Source organism: Pseudomonas pudica (assembly GCF_015680405.1).
In the GTDB taxonomy this organism is placed as follows: domain Bacteria; phylum Pseudomonadota; class Gammaproteobacteria; order Pseudomonadales; family Pseudomonadaceae; genus Aquipseudomonas; species Aquipseudomonas pudica.
Window position 1 is genome coordinate 99,964 of record NZ_JADLJS010000012.1, and the last position, 22,152, is coordinate 122,115.

At 64.0% G+C, this 22,152-nt stretch carries 14 protein-coding genes; 6 read left to right on the forward strand and 8 right to left on the reverse strand.

Features of this window, described 5'->3' with window-relative positions; all coding sequences use genetic code 11:
• Nucleotides 1-41: 41 nt before the first annotated feature.
• Nucleotides 42-2,858 carry a dermonecrotic toxin domain-containing protein gene (locus IRZ77_RS11660; protein ID WP_196173527.1) on the forward strand — a complete coding sequence of 939 codons (2,817 nt, stop codon included), beginning with the start codon at nucleotides 42-44 and terminating at the stop codon, nucleotides 2,856-2,858.
• Here the strand turns inward: IRZ77_RS11660 and IRZ77_RS11665 are convergent.
• From IRZ77_RS11665 to glnE, 8 genes are all read right to left on the reverse strand, one after another.
• Nucleotides 2,819-4,261 carry a lipopolysaccharide kinase InaA family protein gene (locus tag IRZ77_RS11665; protein ID WP_085600040.1) on the reverse strand — a complete coding sequence of 481 codons (1,443 nt, stop codon included), beginning with the start codon at nucleotides 4,259-4,261 and terminating at the stop codon, nucleotides 2,819-2,821. The genes IRZ77_RS11660 and IRZ77_RS11665 overlap by 40 nt on opposite strands.
• Nucleotides 4,261-5,013 carry a lipopolysaccharide kinase InaA family protein gene (locus tag IRZ77_RS11670; protein WP_108481138.1) on the reverse strand — a complete coding sequence of 251 codons (753 nt, stop codon included), beginning with the start codon at nucleotides 5,011-5,013 and terminating at the stop codon, nucleotides 4,261-4,263. The genes IRZ77_RS11665 and IRZ77_RS11670 overlap by 1 nt, the downstream gene beginning before the upstream one ends.
• Nucleotides 5,010-5,744 (reverse strand): lipopolysaccharide kinase InaA family protein, encoded by a 735-nt coding sequence (locus tag IRZ77_RS11675; RefSeq protein ID WP_046614460.1) that lies wholly within the window; start codon nucleotides 5,742-5,744, stop codon nucleotides 5,010-5,012. The genes IRZ77_RS11670 and IRZ77_RS11675 overlap by 4 nt, the downstream gene beginning before the upstream one ends.
• Nucleotides 5,744-6,550, reverse strand: a complete 807-nt coding sequence (rfaP, locus tag IRZ77_RS11680; RefSeq protein WP_085600036.1) for a lipopolysaccharide core heptose(I) kinase RfaP — start codon at nucleotides 6,548-6,550, stop codon at nucleotides 5,744-5,746. Before rfaP ends, IRZ77_RS11675 begins: the two co-directional genes overlap by 1 nt.
• On the reverse strand, nucleotides 6,547-7,671 hold the full coding sequence (locus IRZ77_RS11685; RefSeq protein WP_046614462.1) for a glycosyltransferase family 4 protein: 1,125 nt from the start codon (nucleotides 7,669-7,671) through the stop codon (nucleotides 6,547-6,549). Before IRZ77_RS11685 ends, rfaP begins: the two co-directional genes overlap by 4 nt.
• Nucleotides 7,671-8,729: a lipopolysaccharide heptosyltransferase I gene (gene waaC, locus IRZ77_RS11690; protein WP_015268679.1), complete on the reverse strand. Its 1,059-nt coding sequence runs from the start codon at nucleotides 8,727-8,729 to the stop codon at nucleotides 7,671-7,673. Before waaC ends, IRZ77_RS11685 begins: the two co-directional genes overlap by 1 nt.
• Nucleotides 8,730-9,779, reverse strand: coding sequence for a lipopolysaccharide heptosyltransferase II (gene waaF / locus IRZ77_RS11695; RefSeq protein ID WP_046614463.1), 1,050 nt, complete (start codon nucleotides 9,777-9,779; stop codon nucleotides 8,730-8,732).
• A gap of 137 nt (nucleotides 9,780-9,916) precedes the next feature.
• Nucleotides 9,917-12,850, reverse strand: a complete 2,934-nt coding sequence (gene glnE / locus IRZ77_RS11700; protein ID WP_108481139.1) for a bifunctional [glutamate--ammonia ligase]-adenylyl-L-tyrosine phosphorylase/[glutamate--ammonia-ligase] adenylyltransferase — start codon at nucleotides 12,848-12,850, stop codon at nucleotides 9,917-9,919.
• A 383-nt stretch (nucleotides 12,851-13,233) separates the two neighbouring features.
• Between glnE and aceE the strand changes: the two genes are divergently transcribed.
• The 5 genes from aceE to IRZ77_RS11725 all read left to right on the forward strand — a co-directional run bounded on the left by aceE (nucleotide 13,234) and on the right by IRZ77_RS11725 (nucleotide 22,080).
• A complete protein-coding gene (gene aceE / locus IRZ77_RS11705; protein ID WP_046614465.1) occupies nucleotides 13,234-15,879 on the forward strand; it encodes a pyruvate dehydrogenase (acetyl-transferring), homodimeric type in 2,646 nt (881 codons plus the stop codon).
• 13 nt (nucleotides 15,880-15,892) lie between these two features.
• Complete coding sequence (aceF, locus tag IRZ77_RS11710; RefSeq protein WP_046614466.1) at nucleotides 15,893-17,536, forward strand: dihydrolipoyllysine-residue acetyltransferase; 1,644 nt, start codon at nucleotides 15,893-15,895, stop codon at nucleotides 17,534-17,536.
• Nucleotides 17,537-17,926: 390 nt separating this feature from the next.
• On the forward strand, nucleotides 17,927-20,617 hold the full coding sequence (locus IRZ77_RS11715) for a putative bifunctional diguanylate cyclase/phosphodiesterase (RefSeq protein WP_046614467.1): 2,691 nt from the start codon (nucleotides 17,927-17,929) through the stop codon (nucleotides 20,615-20,617).
• A 167-nt stretch (nucleotides 20,618-20,784) separates the two neighbouring features.
• Entirely contained in the window at nucleotides 20,785-21,453 is a 669-nt protein-coding gene (gene msrA, locus IRZ77_RS11720) for a peptide-methionine (S)-S-oxide reductase MsrA (protein ID WP_046614468.1), read from the forward strand.
• Between the two features lie 3 nt (nucleotides 21,454-21,456).
• Complete coding sequence (locus IRZ77_RS11725; protein WP_046614469.1) at nucleotides 21,457-22,080, forward strand: glutathione S-transferase; 624 nt, start codon at nucleotides 21,457-21,459, stop codon at nucleotides 22,078-22,080.
• Nucleotides 22,081-22,152 lie beyond the last annotated feature (72 nt).

The following is a 22,152-nucleotide window of genomic DNA, read 5'->3' on the forward strand; positions in this document are numbered from 1 at the left end:
GCCGCGACATGGTTGGCTGCCATCTTCCAAGGAGCCACACCATGACACCTTTGCAGCGCCTCGAAGCGCTAGATCAACAGCTCATCGCCCTTGAGCGAGGCAAACCCGAACTGGTGGGCGAAACGGAACCGGCCGCCATGCGTCAACGCTTTTTTGGTGACCTGGCAGCGTTCTGGAACGACCCTGTCGAAGAAGGCCAGAGCCGGTTCAAGCAGCTGCGCCAACTGCGTCATGAACAACTTCTGGCCGAACTGGAACTGCGCCTCGCCGACCAGACCCTGGACTACAGCCACATCAGCCTGCTGCGCACCTCTCTGGAGCTGCCGTTACCCTGGCAGCGCAACCACTTGCCAGAAACCCACCGGGCCCAGGTTTATCGTCCGGTTTTCAACCGTTCGAGCCCTCATGGCCGGTTGCCGTTACCCGGCGTGCTGGTGCTTGTGGCAGACGCGCCGCAAGGGGTGGACGCCGAGCCGGTTACAGCTTCCGGCATAGCACTGTTGTGCAGCGTTTCCCACGGCGTCGAAGGGTTCGCCAATCTGGCCGAATTACATACCGAACTATGTGAGCGCCTGGACGACCCGCTGCAAAGCCGCCCACTGTTGCAACTGCTACCCCGCCTGGAGGACCAGCAGCTGGTAAGGTGTGCCGACCGGCTGCGCTACGAGTGGTTTACCGGCGATCTGATCGAACAACAGGTAACTGATGTGCTCGACGCCCAGCATCAACGGCTTACCATCGCCTGGCACGCCGCCTGGACGCTTGGCCAGACCCCGGATCTGCCGGCACTGAAAACCGCCATAGCCAAACAGCAGTCACTGATCGACCTCATGGGCAGCCAATATGCGCTGTCCACCCGTTATGCACTGCTGCTGGAAAAAAACCTGCCCGCATGGCTGCGTGAGAGTTCCACGCAAAGCCTGACGCACATCATGCAAACGATCCAGGAGCTCGCCGGGGCCATCGCCCAGGCAGCTGCGCCTGGCTTGCTCACGCTGGAGCAATTCCGTACTCGCCACCACCTGCTCGCATGGGTACGTGAACGCCTGGGCGAGGCGCTACGCCGTGAGTTCGCCATCGAGTTGCCCGCCGAGAAAATCTGCGTATCCGTCACCCTGGCACGCCGCAAGGGCCCGTTGGTGAACCCACTGGCACCTTCCGGGTATGTTGCGGTTGTCAATCGTCGACATGTGGGTGATACCGTCGAACTGGTCCCCATCACCTACCGCCTCGACGAACTGGCGTTGCTCAATATTGCCTGGTTCGACCTCGACTACTGGCTGACTGCTCGAGTCCACCACGAGGATGGCAGCCCACTCGACTCGCTATCCCCCGAGGGGGCGAAGCGCCTTGTACGCAAACTCGACGCCGGCAGTGGCTACATCAGCTTTCTGCGCACCCACCTGCTTGAATCCTCCGCTGCGCGTTGGCGCATGCAGGCCCACGGCAACATAACCCGCACACGCATGCACGCCGAAGCGGCCAAGGCCCGTTACGCCAGGCATTTACTCGAGGGTACCCAAGAACGCGGTTATCGATGGATCAAGGCAGTTATCAACCACTCCGACAATCGCTGGCGACCCGCCATCGACGAGCAACGCGTCATGGTTCATCAATTGACCGCGGACGGGCATACGCTGCAAGGGGTACTGCTGATCAAAGCCCAGAATGAGGCTATTCAACCTCTTGTGTTGTACACACCAGACGCTCCCGACCGGCGCGCCTGGCGTGAATACCCGAACACCCGCGCCCTGCTGAAAATGTTACGCCGCACCCCCGCCCTGCGCCGTTACCTGGTTCAGCGGGCACCATTGGCCGATGGCATGCGGCTTGACCGGTTGATACGCAAGGGGCGCCTGGGGCCGCACGTGCAATGGCCAAAGATCGAAGGGAACCTGTTCGAAGCCCTTTACCGAGCGCAAGTCCAGGCCATGATCGCCGAAGCCGATGCCAACAGTCGCAGCCACAGCGAACTGCTTGGCGAAATCGGGCTGGCAACACTGCACCTGACCCTCGACATGATCAGCCTGGTGCTGCCAGCTCCGGCCCTCTCGTCCTTGGCCTTCGGGCGAATGTCGATCTCGGTCTGGGACGGTTTCGAGGCGATGAACAAGCAAGACCACGAGGCGATGCTTCATCACGCCATAGCTGCCTTCAGCCATGCTACCGATGGGCTGACCAGTTTCGCTAGCTCGCCCCTCATGCGCAGGGCGATGCGCGGCCTGCCACCTCAACCCCCGCGGCCCCTGCCAACAACCCACGAAGCGGCCGTGGACGTGAGCAAACTGCGCTACCGGATCGACGGGGTCCACGGCGAGGAAGTGTACGAGCAGATCAATACGCTTGGCCCGGTTCGATACTTCGTGAAGGACAGCCAGGGGCGTATGTACAACGTCCACTTCGACGGCCATCGCTGGCGTGTGCTCGACCCCAGGCAACCGGACGCTTATGTACAGTTGCCTATCAAGCGTCTGCGCAATGGCAACTGGGTAGTCGATTCCATCGTGCTATGGCATGACGGGTTACCTGACGTAGCCCAGCTGTTGGAAGACGTACGCCTTCAACCTGCGGTTGAGGGCGAAGCGGTGGCAGGTGAGACCAACCTGTACGATGCCGGGGGGCAACTCTATCTGCAGTTAGGCACCCATCAGTTGCCGGTCCGTCGGCACCTGCTTGCCGATCATTACCATTTGCAACTGCCCGAGAAGGCCCTGGGTGCAGTCCACGCCTGGGCCGTGCTACGCCAGCTGGAAGGCCAGTGGCGCATCCGAGTGCGCCAGCCAGGCCGCAGCAGCGACTGGCTGGCACTGCCGGCGGTTTACTCGGCCAGCTTGGGCAGCAGCCGGTCAAGCCGCTGATGCAACGCACTGCCACTCGGCCAGTTGCGCAGCAGCCGCGCCCGATCACGGGCGTAGGCGGGGGCGAAGCTGAGCTGAGTGGCGTGTTGGCACATGGCGTCCAGGTCGATCAACGACCACTGGCCGTTGTGCCAGAACAGGTTGTGGCCCTTGAAGTCGCCGTGGCTGATACGCTCGCGAATCAGTTGCTGCATCACATGCACCAAGGCATCCACCTGCTCCTCGGGCGCATCGCCGTTATCCACGTAGGGCGCGAAGCATTCGGCCAGGTCCGGGCCATCGACATACTCGGTGACCAGGTAGGCACGGCTTCGCAGCCCCATCACTCGCTGCTCCAGCACCGCGAGTGGACGCGGCGTGGCAATGTCGAGGAATTCAAGGCGGTGGCCTTCGATCCAGGAATGCCAGGCCCGGCTCGGGCGCCAGAAGCGCTTGAACCAGTGCGCGGTGTTCTTGATGTTGTAGCGTTTGAGCACCAGCGTGCGGCCGCCAACCTCGATGCGCGCCACACTGGCCGCACCACCGGTCTTGTACAGGTGGCCTTGGTCGATCAACGCGTCAGCCTGCTCCAGCACCGGCAGCATGGCTTCGACCTCGTCGCGGCGGACCGCCCGCAGACCCGAAAGGCTGCGCTCGACACTGAACAGGCTGCATTCACGGCCAGCCTTTTCCAGGTAATCCTTCTGGCGCCAGCTGCGCACCTTGTCCACCTGCTTCTGCAAGGCTTCCATCGGCAGTGCATGCTCGGCGTTGGCCAGCAGGTAGTGCACCAGCAGTTCTTCGATGAACGGCTCCAGACGCTTGGGTAGCTGGGCGAAGAACACCCCAAGGTTTTCCAGCACACGTGGGCGCGACAGCTGCTGGCCAGGCGTTTCGGCCTTGATGCCGGCGCCATCGATCAGGTACAGCTTGCCGCCGTGGCGCAGCAGGTTGTCCAGGTGCAGGTCTTCCTGCCACAGGCCCCGGGCGTGCATGTGCGCCACTGCGGTGAGCGCCTCGCCCAGCACCAGGTGCTGCTCGTCGGCCAGCACCGGCAAGCTTTCCACTGCCGCCCAGGCATCGGCCAGGCTTTCGGCGCTGTCGAGGAATTCGAACAGCAGCCAACCACCCTCGCCTTCCTTGAGGCCGTCGGCCAGCAGCTTCGGCGTGGTCAGGCCCTGCTCGGCCAGCAGCTTCACGCCTTGCAGTTCGCGCTGGAAATGCCGCGCAGCGTTACCACCGACCAGCAGCTTGGCCAGCACCGGGGTACCGCGCCACACGCCGGCGCCCACATAGCGCTGGCCCGGCAGCACGCGCAGCAGGCTGAGTAATTGCAGGTCAGCCGTGCCGGCGGCATCGGCCAGGGTGATGCTCAGGGGCAATGAGGGGTTGCGCCCGGCCTCTTTCAATTCAGACAAACGCATCAGCGGGCCTCTTTTTCACGACGGCGTTGCGTCAGGCGTTGCAGCCATGTATCGACCAGCGTGCCATCGGCAGGCTGCACCAGGTAGCTGGCCAGCAAGGTACGTACATCACGCTCGCTCCAGACCGGGGCACGACGCAGCAGCGGCTCCAGGTCCTTGAGACGGTCACGCATGCCGAACAGCAGGGGGCGGGTCTTCTCCAGGTCGATCAGTTGCGCGTCCCAGCCTTCGCGGCGCTGGCGCAGGAAGATGTGCTTGGGGTAGAAACAACCATGCACCTGGCCGGCGCTGTGCAGGGTGCGCGCCAGCTGGCCACAGGCCTGCAGGACGCCATTGCGTTCAGCATCGCTCAGTTGTGGCCAGCGTGCCAGCAGGCTGTCGAGGTCGGCCCATTCGTCCAGGGCGCGAGTCATCAGGATCGCCCGATGCGTGCCGCCTTTCTTTCGCTCGCCATAGAACACCGCCTGCAAGGCCGGAATCTGCAGCTTCTGGTAACGGCTGATGTTGCGGAACTCGCGGGCGAAGGTTGGCTCGCCAAATGGCCGGTGCAGGGTACGGGTCAGGTAATCGCTCTGGCGCTTGAGATAGTAGCCCTTGCCTTCGAGCTCCAGGCGGAACACGCTGCTCCAGCCACCGCGGCCGGTGTTCGGTTCGTCCACGGCATCCAGCTGCAGTGCCCACAGCGCCTCGAAGTCGTCCAGGCCATGGCGTTTGAGCAGCGCGAGGTCCGCGCTGGCCAGGTAATCGGTCATTCCCTTCCCTCGAAAAAGCTCACCACCTGGCGAATGCGCTTCTTGTCACGCACATTCAGCCGGTCGCGGCCACGGTATTGCAGGTAGAAACGCAGGCGCTGGGTTGCCGACAGGTGGTATTTGGCCACTTTGTCCAGGCACGCCAGGTCCTTGATCATCCGGTGCCGCCACATGAAGCCGCGCCAGAAATCGCCGGTGGGGCAGTCGATGAAGAATAGCGTGCCCTGGTCGTCGACCAGCAGGTTGCGCCATTTCAGGTCGTTGTGGGCGAAGTGGTGCTGGTGCATGACCCGGGTGTGGCGCGCCAGCTGGCTGCTGACATGCCCGACCCAGGCGCGATCGGCCAGGCGGGCATCGTTGCGCTCGGCCAGCGCCGACAGGTCTTCTGTGCGCGGCAGTTCGCGGGTGATCATGGCCCCCCGGGCAAAGGCCAGACCATGGCGCTCCAGGCCCCAGGCCACTACTTCGGCAGTGGGGATGCCCCACTTGTCGAACTGCTTGAGGTTCTGCCATTCGGCTTTGATCCGCGGCCGGCCCAGGTAACGGCGCATGTGCTTGCCAGCACCGGTGTAACGCTTGATGTAGTAATTGACCCCGTCACGAGTGATACGTACCACCTCGCTGAGCGGGTCGCGGGTCAGGCGCTCGCCTTGCAGGGCAAATACCGCATCGAGGCTGCCGAAGTCCGCCGCCAGGTGTTCGTAGCCCGGCGCCAGTGTCCACCCCGCCATCAGAGTGCATCCCCATAACGTTGCTTACGGTCGTAGAGTTTCTGCGCCTTGCGCTCCAGCCACGCGAGCAGCGCGGCTTCATCCTTCAGGATCTGCCGCAGCGGGCGTTGGAAGTAACCACGCAGAAAGCGCAGCTTGTCGCGCTGGGTCAGGCCGATGTCCAGCGCCGAGAAGTACAGCGCGGCCAGGTCCTTGTCGCGCCAGCGACGGCTGATTTTCGCCCGGGTCTGCGCTCGGTGCAGGTCGATCACCGACAGTTTGAAGTCGTCCGCCGTCACCGGGCGGTCGGTGTGCAGCAGGAAGTGGCAGATGTAACAGTCGCGGTGGTTGACCCCCGCGCGGTGCATGCCGCCGGTCATCTTCGCCACTTCGGCGATCAGCGCGCGTTTCAAGCGCGGCTCGGGCGGCTGCCTGACCCAGTCGATGCTGAAGTCTTCCAGGCTGATGGTCGGCGCCAGTTCTTCGGTGATGATGAACGAGTGCTGCGCGGCCGGGTTGCTGCCACGCTCGCCATAGGCGACGGCAGTCATGGTCGGCACGCCAACCTGGTGCAGTCGCTGGATGGCCTGCCATTCCTGGCCGGCACCGAGCACCGGTAGCTTGGCGGTAAGCAGGTTCTTGAAGATCTCGCCCCAGCCAATGCCGCGGTGGATCTTCACGAAGAAGCCCTCGCCAGCGACCTCGGTTCGCAGCGTGCGGCGCCCTTCCAGTTCGCGATAGACCTCGCCTTGCAGCGCCTCCACGGCATCGAAGGCATCACGCCCGGCCCAAAGACGCTTGAACGGTTCGGCCAGTATCAGCTTCATGCGGACTCCTGCCCCAGGATCACATCGGCGGCATGCTGCGGCATGCTGTACAAATCGGCGGTTTCAGCAAACGCCAGGCCGTTGCGCGACCAGCTGGCGCGGGCCTGTTGGTCTTCCAGCATGCGCTGCAGGTAGCCATTGAGCTGTTCCTGCTCGAATGGCTCATCCAGCACCAGGCCGCTGTCGGCCTCGGCAATGTAGTGGGCGTAGCCGCACACCTTGGAGACCAGCACCGGCAGGCCGGCCACCAGCGCTTCGAGCAGCACCGTGCCAGTGTTCTCGTTGTACGCCGGGTGGATCAGCAGGTCGGCGCCCAGCAGGAAACGCGGGATGTCGCTGCGGCCCTTGAGGAACTGCACCTGCTCGCCCAGGCCCAGGGTAGCGCTTTGCAGCTGGAACACCTTGGGGTCATCCTGGCCGATCACCATCAGCCTGGTGCGCTTGCGCAGGGCCGACGGCAGTGCAGCCAGGGCCTTGAGGCTGCGGTCAACGCCCTTGGTCTTGAAGCCCGAGCCAATCTGCACCAGCAGCAGGTCGTCATCGCCCAGGTTGAATTCCTTGCGGAACTCTGCGCGGATCTCGTCGGCGTTGGCCGGCGCGCGGCGGTCCTGGGAAATGCCCGGCGGCAGCAGGTGGAACCGCTCCACCGGGGTACCGTAGTGCTTGATGAACAGCGGCTGCTGCACTTCGGAAATCATCAGCACTTCGGTATGGGCGTCCTTGGCGAACACCGCTCGTTCGTACTCGGCAAAGTGCCGGTAGCGGCCCCAGCGGCGGTACAGGCCGCCGCGCAGGGTTTGTGCCTTGTCCTCGAAGCAGCCGTCGGCGGCGTAGTACACGTCCAGCCCTGGCATCTTGTTGAAGCCGATCAGGCGGTCGACCGGGCGCCTGGCCAGGTCGGCGGCCATCCAGGCGCTGAGCTTTTCATTGCGGCGATGGTTGAAAATCGCCTTCACCGGCGCCACCAGCACTTCGAAGCCCGGCGGAATGTCACCCTCCCAGATCAGCGTGTACACACGGATCTGATGGCCCCGCTTCTGGCATTCCAGGGCAATGCGCATGAAGTCACGCTGCAGCCCACCGAAGGGGAAATATTTGTAAAGCACGAAAGCCAGTTGCATCAACGGACATCCTCAGCCAGCAGCAACGCGCTCAAGCGGCTCGCTACATGCTCGGGATTCAGGCGAGTGAAGCACAGCGGCCACTCGCGTTTCAGATCGAACCGGCGCAGGTCGTCGGCGCTCGGTTTATAGGTGCACTTCTTCTGCAGGCAGGGCGCGCAGGGCCAGTCACTGGCCTGGTGAATCTGGGTCCGTCCGTAGGCGCCGGTCAGGCCCGGGTTGGTCGGGCCGAACAGCGAAATGGTGGGCACATCGAGTGCCGCCGCCAGGTGACCGAGGCCCGTATCGACCGCCACACAGGCTTTTGCCGCCGCCAACACGCGTGCGACGCCGGCAAGGTTCAATTTGGGGAGTACCTGGCAGTTGTTCAAGCCCTGGGCGATGCGCTCGGCCCGCGCCTTCTCGGCCGGGTTGCCCCACGGCAGGCGCACCTCCAGCTTGCGCCGGCCCATGCGCTCGGCCAGTTCGCGCCAGTAGGCTTCGGGCCAGTGCTTGGTCGCCCAGGTGGTGCCATGCAGGAACACCACATAGGGGGCGGCCGGCGGCAGTTGCAGGCGCTCGAGGTCGAGGCCGTAGTTGCCGATGCCTTCCGGCAGGTCGTAGGCCAGGGCCATTGCGAACAGCTGGCGCACCCGCTCCACCGCGTGCTGGCCGGTGGCAACCGACAGGCGCCGGTCATAGAAGCGGCTGGCCCAGCCTTCGCGGGCCGAGTAGCGGTCCAGGCCGGCCACCGGAGCCTTCACGTAGCGGGTCAGCCAGGCCGACTTGACCAGGCCCTGGGCGTCGATCACCAGGTCGTACTTGCGCTCGCGTACACGTTGCTTGAACGCCTTCCACTCGCCGCTCTTGATGGTTTGCCAGAGGTTCTTGCGCCAGCGGCGAATGGCCACCGGGATCACCTGGTCGACCGCCGGGTGCCAGCTGGGGATTTCGGCGAAGCCTTCTTCCACCACCCAGTCGAAGCGGATGCCCGGGATGGCGTGGGCGGCATCGGTAAGCGCCGGCAAGGTGTGGATCACATCACCCAGCGACGAAGTCTTGATGATCAGTACCCGCACTTAGTCGACCTCGGCCACGGTATCGATCAGGTCCGGCCCGGTCAGGCTGTGCAGGGCAGCAATGACTTTGCCCGGTTCGAGCAGGCGCAGGCAGTTGTAGTGGCCGAAGCGGCAGGTGCGGTCGAAGCACGGGCTGCACTCGATGCCGGTGCGCACCACTTCCACGTGCTCGGCCAGCGGCGGGGTGAAGCCTGGCGAGGTCGAGCCGTACACCGCCACCAGCGGGCGGTTCAGCGCGGCGGCCACATGCATCAGGCCCGAGTCGTTGGACACCACGGCATGGGCGCAGGACATCAGGTCGATGGCCTCGGCAAGCGAGGTTTCGCCGGCCAGGTTGGACGATTCTTCACGCAGGCCCGGGATCAGCCGGTCGCGGATCTGCTCACCGACCGGGTGATCGTTCTTCGAGCCGAACAGCCACACCTGCCAGCCCTGGCGGATCATCGCATCGGCCACGGTGGCGTAGTGCTCGGCCGGCCAGCGCTTGGCCTCGCCGAACTCGGCACCAGGGCACAGCGCCAACACCGGGCGGTCCAGCTCCAGGCCGAACTTGGCCAGCGCCGTATCGCGGCTTTGCGCTTCGATCTGCAGGCTGGGGCGCGGGTACGGCTGCGGCAGCTCGGCGCCGGGCGCGTAGGCCAGGGCCATGAAGCGCTCGATCATCAGCGGGTAGCGGGCCTTGTCCAGCTTGCGCACGTCGTTGAGCAGGCCGAAGCGCATTTCGCCACGCCAGCCGGTGCGCTTGGGGATACCGGCAAAGAATGGCACCAGCGCCGACTTGAGCGAGTTGGGTAGCAGGATGGCCTGGTCGTACTGGCCGGCCAGGGACTTGCCGATGCGTCGCCGCGTGGCCAGTTCCAGTGCACCGTGGCCGAGCGGGAAGCTCAGGGCCTGACGGACCTCGGGCATGCGCTCGAGGATCGGCCGGCTCCACTCGGGGGCCAGCACATCGATCACGCAGTCGGGGTGCTGCTGTTTCAGGCTCTGGAACAGGGTCTGCGCCATCACCATGTCGCCGACCCAGCTGGGGCCAATGATCAGTATTCTCATGCTTAGTCCAGAAACGCTCGGGGAGGCTACAGGCTGCGGTACAGCCTGGCCTCCCCTCTTTATATTCAGGCTATGTGGCGGACAGTGTACCACTCAGGCATATCCGTCGCTGATTGCAGCCCCTGTGGGAGCGGCCTTCAGGCAAGGCCCAATTCACCCCAGATCCGCCGCACTTCGCGGCGCTCATCGGCAAACTGCGCCGCATCGATCACCCCGGCCTGCTTCTGCAGGGCCTGGCGGTGCGAGGCCGAGCGGAAAGCCTTGTACACTTCACGCAACAGCACCGCGTCACTGGCCGGCATCAAACCCGCCTGCTCCAGCTCTTCCAGAATGCGGATGTTATCGGTCCATCGGAGTATGGCCGGGTGGTCGTGGGACCAGGCCAAAGCGGCGTATTGCACCATAAATTCGATATCGACGATACCGCCGGCATCCTGCTTGATATCGAACGGCACGCCGGCCTCGAAGGCGTTGGCCGCGGTACCGGCTGCGGTGGCCTTGGTGCCGAGGTTGTCGCGCATCTTGGCGCGCATTTCGCTCACTTCGCTGCGCAGTTTTTCCAGGTCGCGGGCCTTGCCCAGCACCTTGGCGCGCACGCCTTCGAACGCCGTGCCCACCTGCTTGCAGCCCACCAGCACCCGGGCCCGCACCAGGGCCTGATGCTCCCAGGTCCAGGCCTCGTTCTGCTGGTAGCGCTCGAACGCTCCCAGCGAACTCACCAGCAGCCCCGAGGCACCCGACGGGCGCAGGCGCATGTCCACGTCATACAGCTGGCCCGAGTTGGTCTGGGTGGTCAGCAGATGAATGATGCGCTGGCCCAGGCGGGTGAAGAACTGCGCACTGTCGATCGGCTTGGCACCGTCGGTTTCCGCCTGCGGGTCGCCGTCATGGATGAATACCAGGTCCAGGTCCGAGCCGTGACCCAGCTCCAGGCCTCCTACCTTGCCGTAGCCGATGATGATGAAACCCGGGTCGCACAGGCTGCCGTCGGTGCGCTTGGGCTGGCCATGGCGGGCCACGGTCTGGCGCCAGGCCAGGGCCAGCACCTGGTCGAGGATGGCCTCGGCCAGCCAGGTCAGGTAGTCGCTGACTTTCATCAGCGGCAGGTTGCCGCTGATTTCCGAGGCGGCCACACGCAGGCTGTGGGCCAGCTTGAAGTGGCGCAGCGCCTCCATTTGCTGTTCCAGATCGTCCTCGGGGATGCGCGTCAGGCGTTCGCGCAGTTCGCTGGCCAGCTCCGGCGCCAGTGGCGGGCTGAACAGGCGGCCTTCATTGAGCAGTTCGTCGAGCAGCAGCGGGTAGCGGGCAATCTGCTCGGCAATCCAGGGGCTGGCGGCGCACAGGGTCAGCAGGCGACGCAAGGCGCCAGGGTTTTCGGTGAGCAGCACCAGGTAGGCAGAACGCCGTGCCACGGCCTCGACCAGCGGCAGCACGCGCTCGAGCACCAGGTCGGGGTTGTCATGTTCCACAGCCTGGGCCAGCAACCGCGGGATAAAGGCATCCAGGCGTTCACGGCCAATCCGCTGCATCGAACGCAGCTGTGGGCTGGAGCGCAGCGCGGCCAGGCGCCGCAGGGCTTCGGCGGGCTGTTGGAAACCGGCCTCCTGCAGCTGACGGCCAGCGGCATCTTCATCCTGTGCCTGCTCCCAAAGCGGCGACCATTCGCCACCCACCACCAGCTCGCCCTCGCCATCTTCATCATCCGGGTCGGCGATCACCTGGCGGAAGTGCCAGTCAATGCGGCCACGCCAGTGTGTCAGCTGGTCATGGAAGCTTTGCCAGTCGGCGTAACCGAGCATGTAGGCCACCCGCGCCTTGTCGGTCTCGCTGTCCGGCAGCATTTGCGTCTGGCGGTCGGCAATGGCCTGGATGGCATGTTCGGTATAGCGCAGGAACTCATAACCCTCGCGCAGCTCGGCGACCACGGCTGGCGGCAGATAGCCCTGGCCCTCGAGGGTGGCCAGTACTTTCAGCAACGGCCGCTGTTGCAGGCTGAGGTCGCGCCCGCCGTGGATCAGCTGGAAGGCCTGGGCGATGAATTCCACCTCGCGAATGCCACCAGCACCCAGTTTGATGTTGTCGGCCATGCCCTTGCGTCGCACTTCCTGCTGGATCAGCTGCTTCATGGTGCGCAGCGCTTCGATCGCGGAAAAGTCCAGGTAGCGGCGGTACACGAACGGCCGCAGCATCTCCTGCAGCTGCGCGCCGGCCGCCTGGTCGCCGGCCACCACCCGCGCCTTGATCATCGCATAGCGTTCCCAGTCACGGCCCTGGTCCTGGTAGTACTGCTCCAGGGCATTGAAGCTGAGCACCAGCGCGCCGGCCGAGCCATACGGGCGCAGGCGCATGTCCACGCGGAAAACGAAACCGTCGACGGTGACCGGGTCCAGCGCCTTGATCAGGCGCTGGCCCAGGCGGGTGAAGAACTCTTGGTTGTCCAGCGAGCGCTTCACACCTTCGGTTTCACCGCCTTCGGGGAAGGCGAAGATCAGGTCGATGTCCGACGACAGGTTCAGTTCTACCGCGCCCAGCTTGCCCATGCCCAGCACCACCATGTGCTGTGGCTGGCCGCTGCGGTTGCCGACAGGCGTGCCGAACTGCTGGCAGTGGCGCGGGTACAGCCATTGGTAGGCTTCGTCGATGGCGGCGTCGGCCAGGTCGGACAGATCGCGGCAGGTTTCGCCCAATGCGGCCTGGCGCGTGATGTCGCGCCAGATGATGCGCAGCTGTTGGCGGTTGCGCTCGCGGCGCAGGTTGCGCGCCAGCTCGTCCTCGCTCTGCGCCGCCTGAGCAGCTGCAGCGATGTGCCCGCGCAGTTCACCCGCGGCGTAACACCGATCCAGCTCGCCACTGGCCAGCAGGCCGAACAGCATGGCCGGCTCGCGCCGGACCAGGCCGAGCACGAAGTCGCTGGCGGCAGCTACCTGGTCGAACTGTTGCCGGTGCAGCGGGCTCCAGGCACTGAGGTCGAGTTCCGGGTGGTGAGCCACCGCATCGCTGATGAATTGCTGGTTGCGTGCGACCAGTGGCTGCAGGGTAGCGGGCAGATCGGACGGCAAAGGTAGGCGCATGGTCTATCCTTGATCGGCGTGAAATAGAGGGGAATAAGCGGCCAAGGGGAAGCCGGACCACGGTTGGACTGTCGTACAAAAGTTGGAAATAGCTGAAAAAAACGTAAAATTGGCACCAAACATCAAGAATTACCCGCTCGCGACACAATGCCAACCAACATGAACGTTTTTCCTCACAAGCCAGCATGCGACGAAACGTCGCACAAATGTAGTTTTACTACTACTCGTGTCGTGTAAAAGCATGAAATGCGAAAGCAAATGTAGTAAAACTACACGGCGCCGGAGGACACCCCGGTAATCCAAGAATTCACGACGTCTGCCCATAAGGCCAGTCGCAACTTCAGGCAATCGATTCTGGTTGCCTTTCCGCCCTGGAGCAAGCCATGCAAGACCTCGATCCAATCGAAACCCAGGAATGGCTGGATGCCCTGGAGTCGGTCCTCGACAAAGAAGGCGAAGACCGCGCTCATTACCTGATGACCCGTATGGGCGAGCTGGCCACCCGTAGTGGCTCCCAGCTGCCGTATGCGATCACCACGCCATACCGCAACACCATCCCTGTCACCCACGAAGCACGCATGCCTGGCGACCTGTTCATGGAACGCCGCATTCGCTCGATGGTGCGTTGGAACGCCCTGGCCATGGTCATGCGTACCAACCTGAAAGACTCGGACCTGGGCGGACACATCTCCAGCTTCGCCTCCAGCGCCACCCTGTACGACATCGGCTTCAACTACTTCTTCCAGGCTCCGACCGAAGAACACGGCGGCGACCTGATCTTCTTCCAGGGCCACGCTTCGCCAGGCGTCTATGCCCGTGCGTTCATGGAAGGCCGCATCAGCGAAGACCAGATGAACAACTTCCGTCAGGAAGTGGACGGCAACGGCCTGTCTTCGTACCCACACCCATGGCTGATGCCTGACTTCTGGCAGTTCCCGACCGTTTCGATGGGTCTGGGCCCGATCCAGGCCATCTACCAGGCACGCTTCATGAAGTACCTGGAAGCCCGCGGCTTCATCCCGGCCGGCAAGCAGAAGGTCTGGTGCTTCATGGGCGACGGCGAGTGCGACGAGCCGGAATCCCTGGGTGCAATCGCCCTGGCCGGCCGCGAGAAGCTGGACAACCTGATCTTCGTCATCAACTGCAACCTGCAGCGCCTCGACGGCCCGGTTCGCGGCAACGGCAAGATCATCCAGGAACTCGAAGGCGTGTTCCGTGGCGGTGGCTGGAACGTCAACAAGGTTGTCTGGGGCCGTTTCTGGGACCCACTGTTCGCCAAGGACACCAACGGTGCCCTGCAGCGCCGCATGGACGAAGTCATCGACGGCGAGTACCAGAACTACAAAGCCAAAGACGGCGCGTACGTTCGTGAGAACTTCTTCAACACCCCAGAGCTCAAGGCCATGGTCGAAGACCTGTCCGACGAAGAGATCTGGAAGCTCAACCGTGGCGGCCACGACCCGTACAAGGTCTACGCGGCGTACCACCAGGCGGTCAACCACAAGGACCAGCCTACCGTCATCCTGGCCAAGACCATCAAGGGTTACGGTACCGGTGCCGGCGAAGCCAAGAACACCGCGCACAACACCAAGAAGGTCGACGTCGACAGCCTGCGTCACTTCCGTGACCGCTTCGACATCCCGGTCAAGGATGCCGATCTGGAGAACCTGCCGTTCTTCAAGCCGGAAGAAGGTTCTGCCGAAGCCAAGTACCTGGCCGAACGCCGTGCTGCCCTGGGCGGTTTCGTGCCACAGCGCCGCGCCAAGAGCTTCAGCGTACCGACCCCGCCACTGGAAACGCTGAAAGCGATCCTGGACGGCTCGGGCGACCGCGAAATCTCCACCACCATGGCCTTCGTGCGTATTCTGGCGCAGCTGGTCAAGGACAAGGAAATCGGCCAGCGCATCGTTCCGATCATCCCGGACGAAGCTCGTACCTTCGGTATGGAAGGCATGTTCCGCCAGCTGGGCATCTACTCGTCGGTCGGCCAGCTCTACGAGCCAGTCGATAAAGACCAGGTGATGTTCTACCGCGAAGACAAGAAGGGCCAGATCCTCGAGGAAGGCATCAACGAAGCCGGCGCCATGTCGTCGTTCATCGCTGCCGGTACCTCGTACAGCTGCCACAACCAGCCGATGCTGCCGTTCTACATCTTCTACTCGATGTTCGGCTTCCAGCGTATTGGCGACCTGGCCTGGGCTGCTGGCGACAGCCGCACCCGTGGCTTCCTGATCGGCGGTACTGCCGGCCGTACCACCCTGAACGGTGAAGGCCTGCAGCACGAAGACGGTCACAGCCACATGATGGCGGGCACCATCCCGAACTGCCGCACCTACGATCCGACCTACGGCTACGAGCTGGCGGTGATCATCCAGGACGGCATGAAGAAGATGACCGAAGAGCAACAGGACATCTTCTACTACATCACCGTGATGAACGAATCCTACCAGCAGCCAGCCATGCCGGCCGGTGTCGAGGAAGGCATCATCAAGGGCATGTACCTGCTGGAAGAAGACACCCGCGAAGCCGCGCACCACGTACAGCTGATGGGCTCCGGCACCATCCTGCGCGAAGTCCGCGAAGCAGCGAAGATACTGCGTGAAGAGTTCAACGTCGGTGCCGACGTGTGGAGCGTAACCAGCTTCAACGAACTGCGTCGCGACGGCCTGGCCGTGGAACGCGCCAACCGCCTGAAGCCTGGCCAGAAGCCACAGCAGACCTACGTCGAGCAGTGCCTGAACGGTCGCAAGGGCCCGGTCATCGCCTCCACCGACTACATGAAGCTGTTCGCCGAGCAGATTCGCCAGTGGGTACCGAGCAAAGAGTTCAAGGTCCTGGGTACCGACGGTTACGGTCGCAGCGACAGCCGCAAGAAACTGCGTCACTTCTTCGAAGTCGACCGCCACTTCGTGGTGCTGGCTGCCCTGGAAGCCCTGGCTGACCGCGGCGAGATCGAACCAAAGGTTGTTGCAGACGCTATCGTCAAGTTCGGTATCGACCCGGACAAGCGCAACCCACTGGACTGCTGAGGAGTATTTTTAAGTGAGCGAACTCATTCGCGTACCTGACATCGGCAGCGGTGAAGGTGAAATCATCGAGCTGTTCGTCAAGGTCGGTGATCGTATCGAGGCTGACCAGAGCCTGCTGACCCTGGAGTCCGACAAGGCCTCCATGGAGATCCCGGCCCCGAAAGCCGGCGTCATCAAGGAACTGAAGGTCAAGCTGGGCGACCGCCTGAAAGAAGGCGACGAGCTGCTGGTTCTGGAAGCCGAGGGCGCCGCTGCTGCGGCCCCTGAGGCCCCGGCCGCAGCACCGGCCCAGGCTGCTGCGCCGGCTCCGGCCGCCGAAGCCGCCCCGGCCCCTGCTCCGGCAGCAGCCCCGGCTGCCGCCAGCGTGCAGGACATCCACGTGCCGGACATCGGCTCGTCGGGCAAGGCCAAGATCATCGAAGTGCTGGTCAAGGTCGGCGACACCGTCGAAGCCGACCAGTCGCTGATTACCCTGGAGTCCGACAAGGCCTCCATGGAAATCCCGTCGCCGGCTGCCGGCGTGGTCGAAGAGGTCCTGTGCAAGCTGGAAGACGAAGTCGGCACTGGCGACCTGATCTTCAAGCTGAAAGTCGCGGGCGCTGCCCCGGCTGCAGCTCCTGCACCTGCCGCTGCTGCTGCCCCGGCCAAGGCTGAGGCGGCTCCGGCCGCCGCACCTGCCGCTGCAGCCCCGGCTGCTGCCCCTGCACCGGTTGCTACCGCACCGGCTGCCGGCAGCAACGCCAAGGTTCACGCAGGCCCGGCGGTTCGTCAGCTGGCCCGGGAATTTGGCGTCGACCTGGGCGCGGTTGCCGCGACCGGTCCGCACGGCCGCATCCTGAAAGAAGACGTGCAGGTCTACGTCAAGGCGATGATGCAGAAGGCCAAGGAAGCACCGGCAGCCGCTGGCGCAACCGGTGGCGCAGGCATCCCACCGATCCCTGCCGTGGACTTCAGCAAGTTTGGTGAAGTGGAAGAAGTCGCCCTGACCCGCCTGATGCAGGTCGGTGCTGCCAACCTGCACCGCAGCTGGCTGAACGTGCCGCACGTGACGCAGTTCGACTCCGCCGACATCACCGAGCTGGAGGCCTTCCGCGTTGCGCAGAAGGCCGTGGCCGAGAAAGCTGGCGTGAAGCTGACCGTACTGCCACTGCTGCTCAAGGCCTGCGCCTTCCTGCTCAAGGAACTGCCGGACTTCAACAGCTCGCTGGCGCCAAGCGGCAAGGCCATCATCCGCAAGAAGTACGTGCACATCGGCTTTGCCGTGGACACCCCGGACGGCCTGCTGGTCCCTGTGATCAAGAACGTCGACCAGAAGAGCCTGCTGCAACTGGCTGCCGAAGCGGCTGCGCTGGCCGAAAAGGCCCGCACCAAGAAGCTGTCGGCCGACGAGATGCAAGGCGCCTGCTTCACCATCTCCAGCCTCGGCCACATTGGCGGCACTGGCTTCACGCCGATCGTCAACGCGCCGGAAGTGGCTATCCTGGGCGTCTCCAAGGCGACCATGCAGCCGGTCTGGGATGGCAAGGCCTTCCAGCCGAAGCTGATGCTGCCGCTGTCGCTGTCCTACGATCACCGTGTGATCAACGGCGCTGCCGCCGCGCGCTTCACCAAGCGCCTGGGCGACGTGCTGGGCGATATCCGCACCATGCTGCTGTAAGGCAGCCCGCTGCCCCTCCCCGCGAGGGGCAGTACCCTTTTCGAGCTGCCACGCTCGTACCTCAACCCCGTCGATTGGCGGGGCTTTTTTTTACCCGGATTTTCCGGGCGGGCTGCACCCTCTGTGGGAGCGGGTTCACCCGCGAACACCGGCGCAGCCGGTGCCATGTACTGTGTTGGATTGTTCGCGGCGATTCGACGCCTCGATAAACCCGCTCCCACAGGCCGCAAAGCGGCCCCGGAAATATCAGCCAGACTACAGATTCCCACCCACCAGCCGATAACCCGTCCACAGCATCACGCATGGCTGCTTGCCAGCCCCCGGGACATGATGCAACCTTGCCAGACCTGCCGCCCCCAAGGCCGCGTTCCCTCTTCAAGCGAGTCTTCGATGAAAAGCCAACCCGATGCCGCCAGCCGTGTGGCGGCCGAGGTCGTCACGCAGTTACCCGTGCCCTCGCGGCTCGGCATGCTGCGTTTCGAAAGGCTCAACGAAGCCAGCTGGACCATGCTCTACCTCGACCCGGCCTGCGAGCGCCAGTTCGGCCTGCACGCCGGCGACCTGTGCGCTCTGGTAGACGCACCCTATGCCAGCCTGATGGAACCCGAAGCCCGCTATCGGCTGCACGACGAGATCCAGCTGCAACTGGCCCAGCGCGGCTACTACCGCGTGCGCTACACCTTGCACACGCCAACTGCATCGCTACGCCTGCTGGAGGCTGGGGAAGCCTACAAGCAGCACAACCGCCACCTGTTGCGCGGCTACCTGAGCGTGCTCGACGACCAGGCCGAAGATACTGGCGAGGCCGGTGCCAGCGACCTGGAATCGCGCAACAACCGCCTGCAATTGGCCCTGCAACTGAACCAGCGGGCGCAGCAGGAACAACTCGAGCACCTGGAACGGGTACGCGGGCAGCAGGACCTGATTCTGCGCCTGGCCCGCCAGCGCTATAGCGCCGGGAACTCGCTGCGGGAAGCCGCCCAGCTGATAACCCAGAGCGCCTGCGAGATCTACAAGGTGGACAGCGCCAGCATCTGGCACCTGGAAGACCAGCGCCTGGAGCCCATCATCGCCTGGTACCGGGATGCGCAAGAGCACCGCCAGCCCGAAGCAATCGATGCCAGCCACTTCCCCGATTACCTCGACGCGCTGCACGCCAGCCGCGCCATCGACGCCCACAATGCCGGCCACGACCCGCGCACCCGCGCCCTGGCGCAAAGCATGTGCCCGGAAAACAAGGCCATGCTCGATGCCAGTATCCGTGTCGATGGCCAGGTAGTCGGCGTGCTGTGCCTGGAACAGACCGGCCAGACACGGGCTTGGCAGTCGGACGAAATCGCCTTTGCCGGCGAACTGGCCGACCAGTTCGCCCAAGTCATCACCAACCACAACCGGCGCACCGCCGCCAGCGCCCTGCACCTGTTCCAGCGTGCGGTCGAGCAAAGCGCCAGCGCCTTCCTGCTGGTCAACCGCGACGGTGTGGTGGAGTACGTCAACCCCAGCTTTACCGCCATCACCCAGTACAGCACCGAGGAAGTGCAAGGCCGCCACCTGGGCGAGCTGCCGGCGCTGGAAAACCTGAGCGAGCTGCTGTTCGACTCGCCGTCGAGCCTGGCCATGGGCAACAGCTGGCAGGGCGAGTTCAAGAGCCGGCGCAAGAACCTCGAGCCCTACTGGGGCCAGCTGTCGATTTCCAAGGTATACGGCGATAACCGTGAGCTGACTCACTACATCGGCATCTACGAAGACGTCACCCAGACCAAGCTGGCCCAGCAGCGCATCGAGCGCCTGGCCTACACCGACAACCTGACCAACCTGGGCAACCGCCCGGCGTTCATCCGCAGCCTGGACGAGCGCTTTGCCCGTGATGGCGAATACTCGATGTGCCTGCTGCTGGTGGATATCGACAACTTCAAGCGCATCAACGACAGCCTCGGCCACCAGACCGGCGACAAGCTGCTGATCAGCCTGGCCCGGCGCCTGCGCAACAGCCTGCACGCCGGCGGTATCCTGGCGCGCTTTGCCAGTAACGAGTTCGCCGTACTGCTCGACGACACCAGCCTGGAAGATGGCCAGGGCGTGGCTCAGCAATTGCTGCGCACCCTCGACAAGCCGATGTTCGTCGACAACCAGTTGATCAACGTCACCGCCTCGGTGGGCCTGGCCTGTGCGCCACTTCATGGTGCCGACCCGGCCAGCCTGATGAAGAACGCCGGCCTGGCGTTGCACAAGGCCAAGGCCAACGGCAAGCACCAGGTGCAGGTGTTTACCGAAGTGCTCAATGCCGAAGCCAGCTACAAGCTGTTCGTCGAGAACAACCTGCGTCGCGCCCTGACCCAGAACGAACTGGAGGTGTTCTACCAGCCCAAGCTGTGCCTGCGCAGCGGCCGCCTGCTGGGGCTGGAAGCACTGCTGCGCTGGAACCACCCCGAGCGCGGCATGATCCGCCCGGACCAGTTCATCAGCGTGGCGGAAGAAACCGGCCTGATCATCCCCATCGGCAAATGGGTGGTGCGCCAATCGTGCCGCATGAGCCAGCAACTGCGCCAGGCCGGCATGGGCAACCTGCATGTGGCCATCAACCTGTCGCCAAAGCAGTTCTCCGACCCGGACCTGGTGGCGTCGATCAGCACCATCCTCGAGGAAGAAGCCCTGCCCCCGCACCTGCTGGAGCTTGAGCTGACCGAAGGCCTGCTGCTGGAGGCCACCGAAGACACCCACCGCCAGCTGGATGAGCTGAAGGCACTGGGCCTGACCCTGGCCATGGACGATTTCGGCACCGGTTATTCGTCGCTGAGCTACCTGAAGAAATTTCCGATCGACATCCTCAAGATCGACCGCAGCTTCATCAACGAGATCCCGGACAACCAGGACGACATGGAAATCACCTCGGCGGTGGTGGCCATGGCTCACAACCTCAAGCTGAAGGTGGTGGCCGAGGGTATCGAGACGCCGGAGCAGCTGGCGTTCCTGCGCCGGCACCGCTGCGACGTGGGCCAGGGCTACCTGTTCGACCGGCCGATTCCGGGGCGCGAGCTGGCTGAACGGCTGAAGCGTTACCCGCGCGGTCCTCTGGCCTGACAGCCGCGCAAACCTCGGGCACTATAGAAACCATCAGGGCCCTATCGCCGGCAAGCCAGCTCCCACAGGGACCGCTCATATCCCAAAACCTTGGTATCCATGTGGGAGCTGGCTTGCCGTCGATGGCTCCACCACCTATCCAACTGAATAAACACAGAGGAACCGCCATGGTCCTGCGTTCGGAAATCCTGGTGAACAAAAATGTCATGCCAACCGCGGAGCAGGCCCTGCCTGGCCGCGAAACGCCAATGAAGCTGCCCGAGTTCCACTACGTGTTCAAAGACACGCCGCTGCTCGGCCCGTTCTTCGAAGGCGCCATCGACTTCGCCATCTTCGGCCTGGGCTGCTTCTGGGGCGCCGAGCGCCGCTTCTGGCAGCGTGAAGGCGTGGTCAGCACAGTGGTCGGCTACGCTGGCGGCTTCACCCCCAACCCTACCTATGAAGAAGTGTGCTCGGGCCTGACCGGCCACACCGAAGTGGTGCTGGTGGTGTTCGACAAGGACAGGGTCAGCTACCGCGAGCTGCTGGCGATGTTCTGGGAACTGCACAACCCGACCCAGGGCATGCGCCAGGGCAACGACATCGGTACCCAGTACCGCTCGGCCATCTACTGCACCAGCCCTGAACAGCTGGAACAGGCCAAGGCCAGCCGCGACGCCTTCCAGGCCGAACTGAGCAAGGCCGGCTTCGGTGAGATCACCACTGAAATCGACCAGGCACCGACCGTGTACTTCGCCGAGGCCTACCACCAGCAGTACCTGGCCAAGAACCCGGACGGCTACTGCGGTATCGGCGGTACCGGCGTGTGCCTGCCACCGAGCCTGCAGGGTAACTGAAGCATGAGCACGATGACTTTGTTCCACTCGCCGTTGTCGCCTTTCGTGCGCAAGGTCATGGTGGTGTTGCACGAGACCGGCCAGCTTGAGCGCGTGCAGCTGCAGCCGGTGAATATCAGCCCGGTCAGCGGCGACCTACAGCTCAACCAGGATAACCCGATCGGCAAGATCCCGGCCCTGCGCCTGGAAGACGGCACCGTGCTGCATGACAGCCGGGTGATCTGCGAGTACCTCGACCTGCAGCACGTCGGCCTGCCGCTGCTGCCGCGTGAAGGCTCGGCGCGTTGGCGGCGCATGACGCTGGTGTCGCAGGCCGATGCCATCATGGATGCGGCGGTGTCGAGCCGCTATGAGACCTTCCTGCGCCCTGAAGACAAGCGCTGGGAGGGTTGGCTGCAGGCACAGGGCGACAAGATCCGCCGTAGCCTGGCCAATCTGGAGCAGGAGCATTTGCCCGAGTTGATGTCCGGGTTCGACCTGGCAGCGATCGGCGTGGCCTGTGCGCTGGGGTATCTGGATTTGCGCCAGCCCGAGTTTGGCTGGCGTGAACACCAGCCTGGCTTGGCGGCGTGGTATGCCGAGGTGGCCAAGCGGCCTTCGATGGTGGCAACAGCACCGACAGCCTGACGGGCCGCTATCGCCGGCAAGCCAGCTCCCACAGGTACTCACAGCTCTTGAATCCTGTGCTGTACCTGTGGG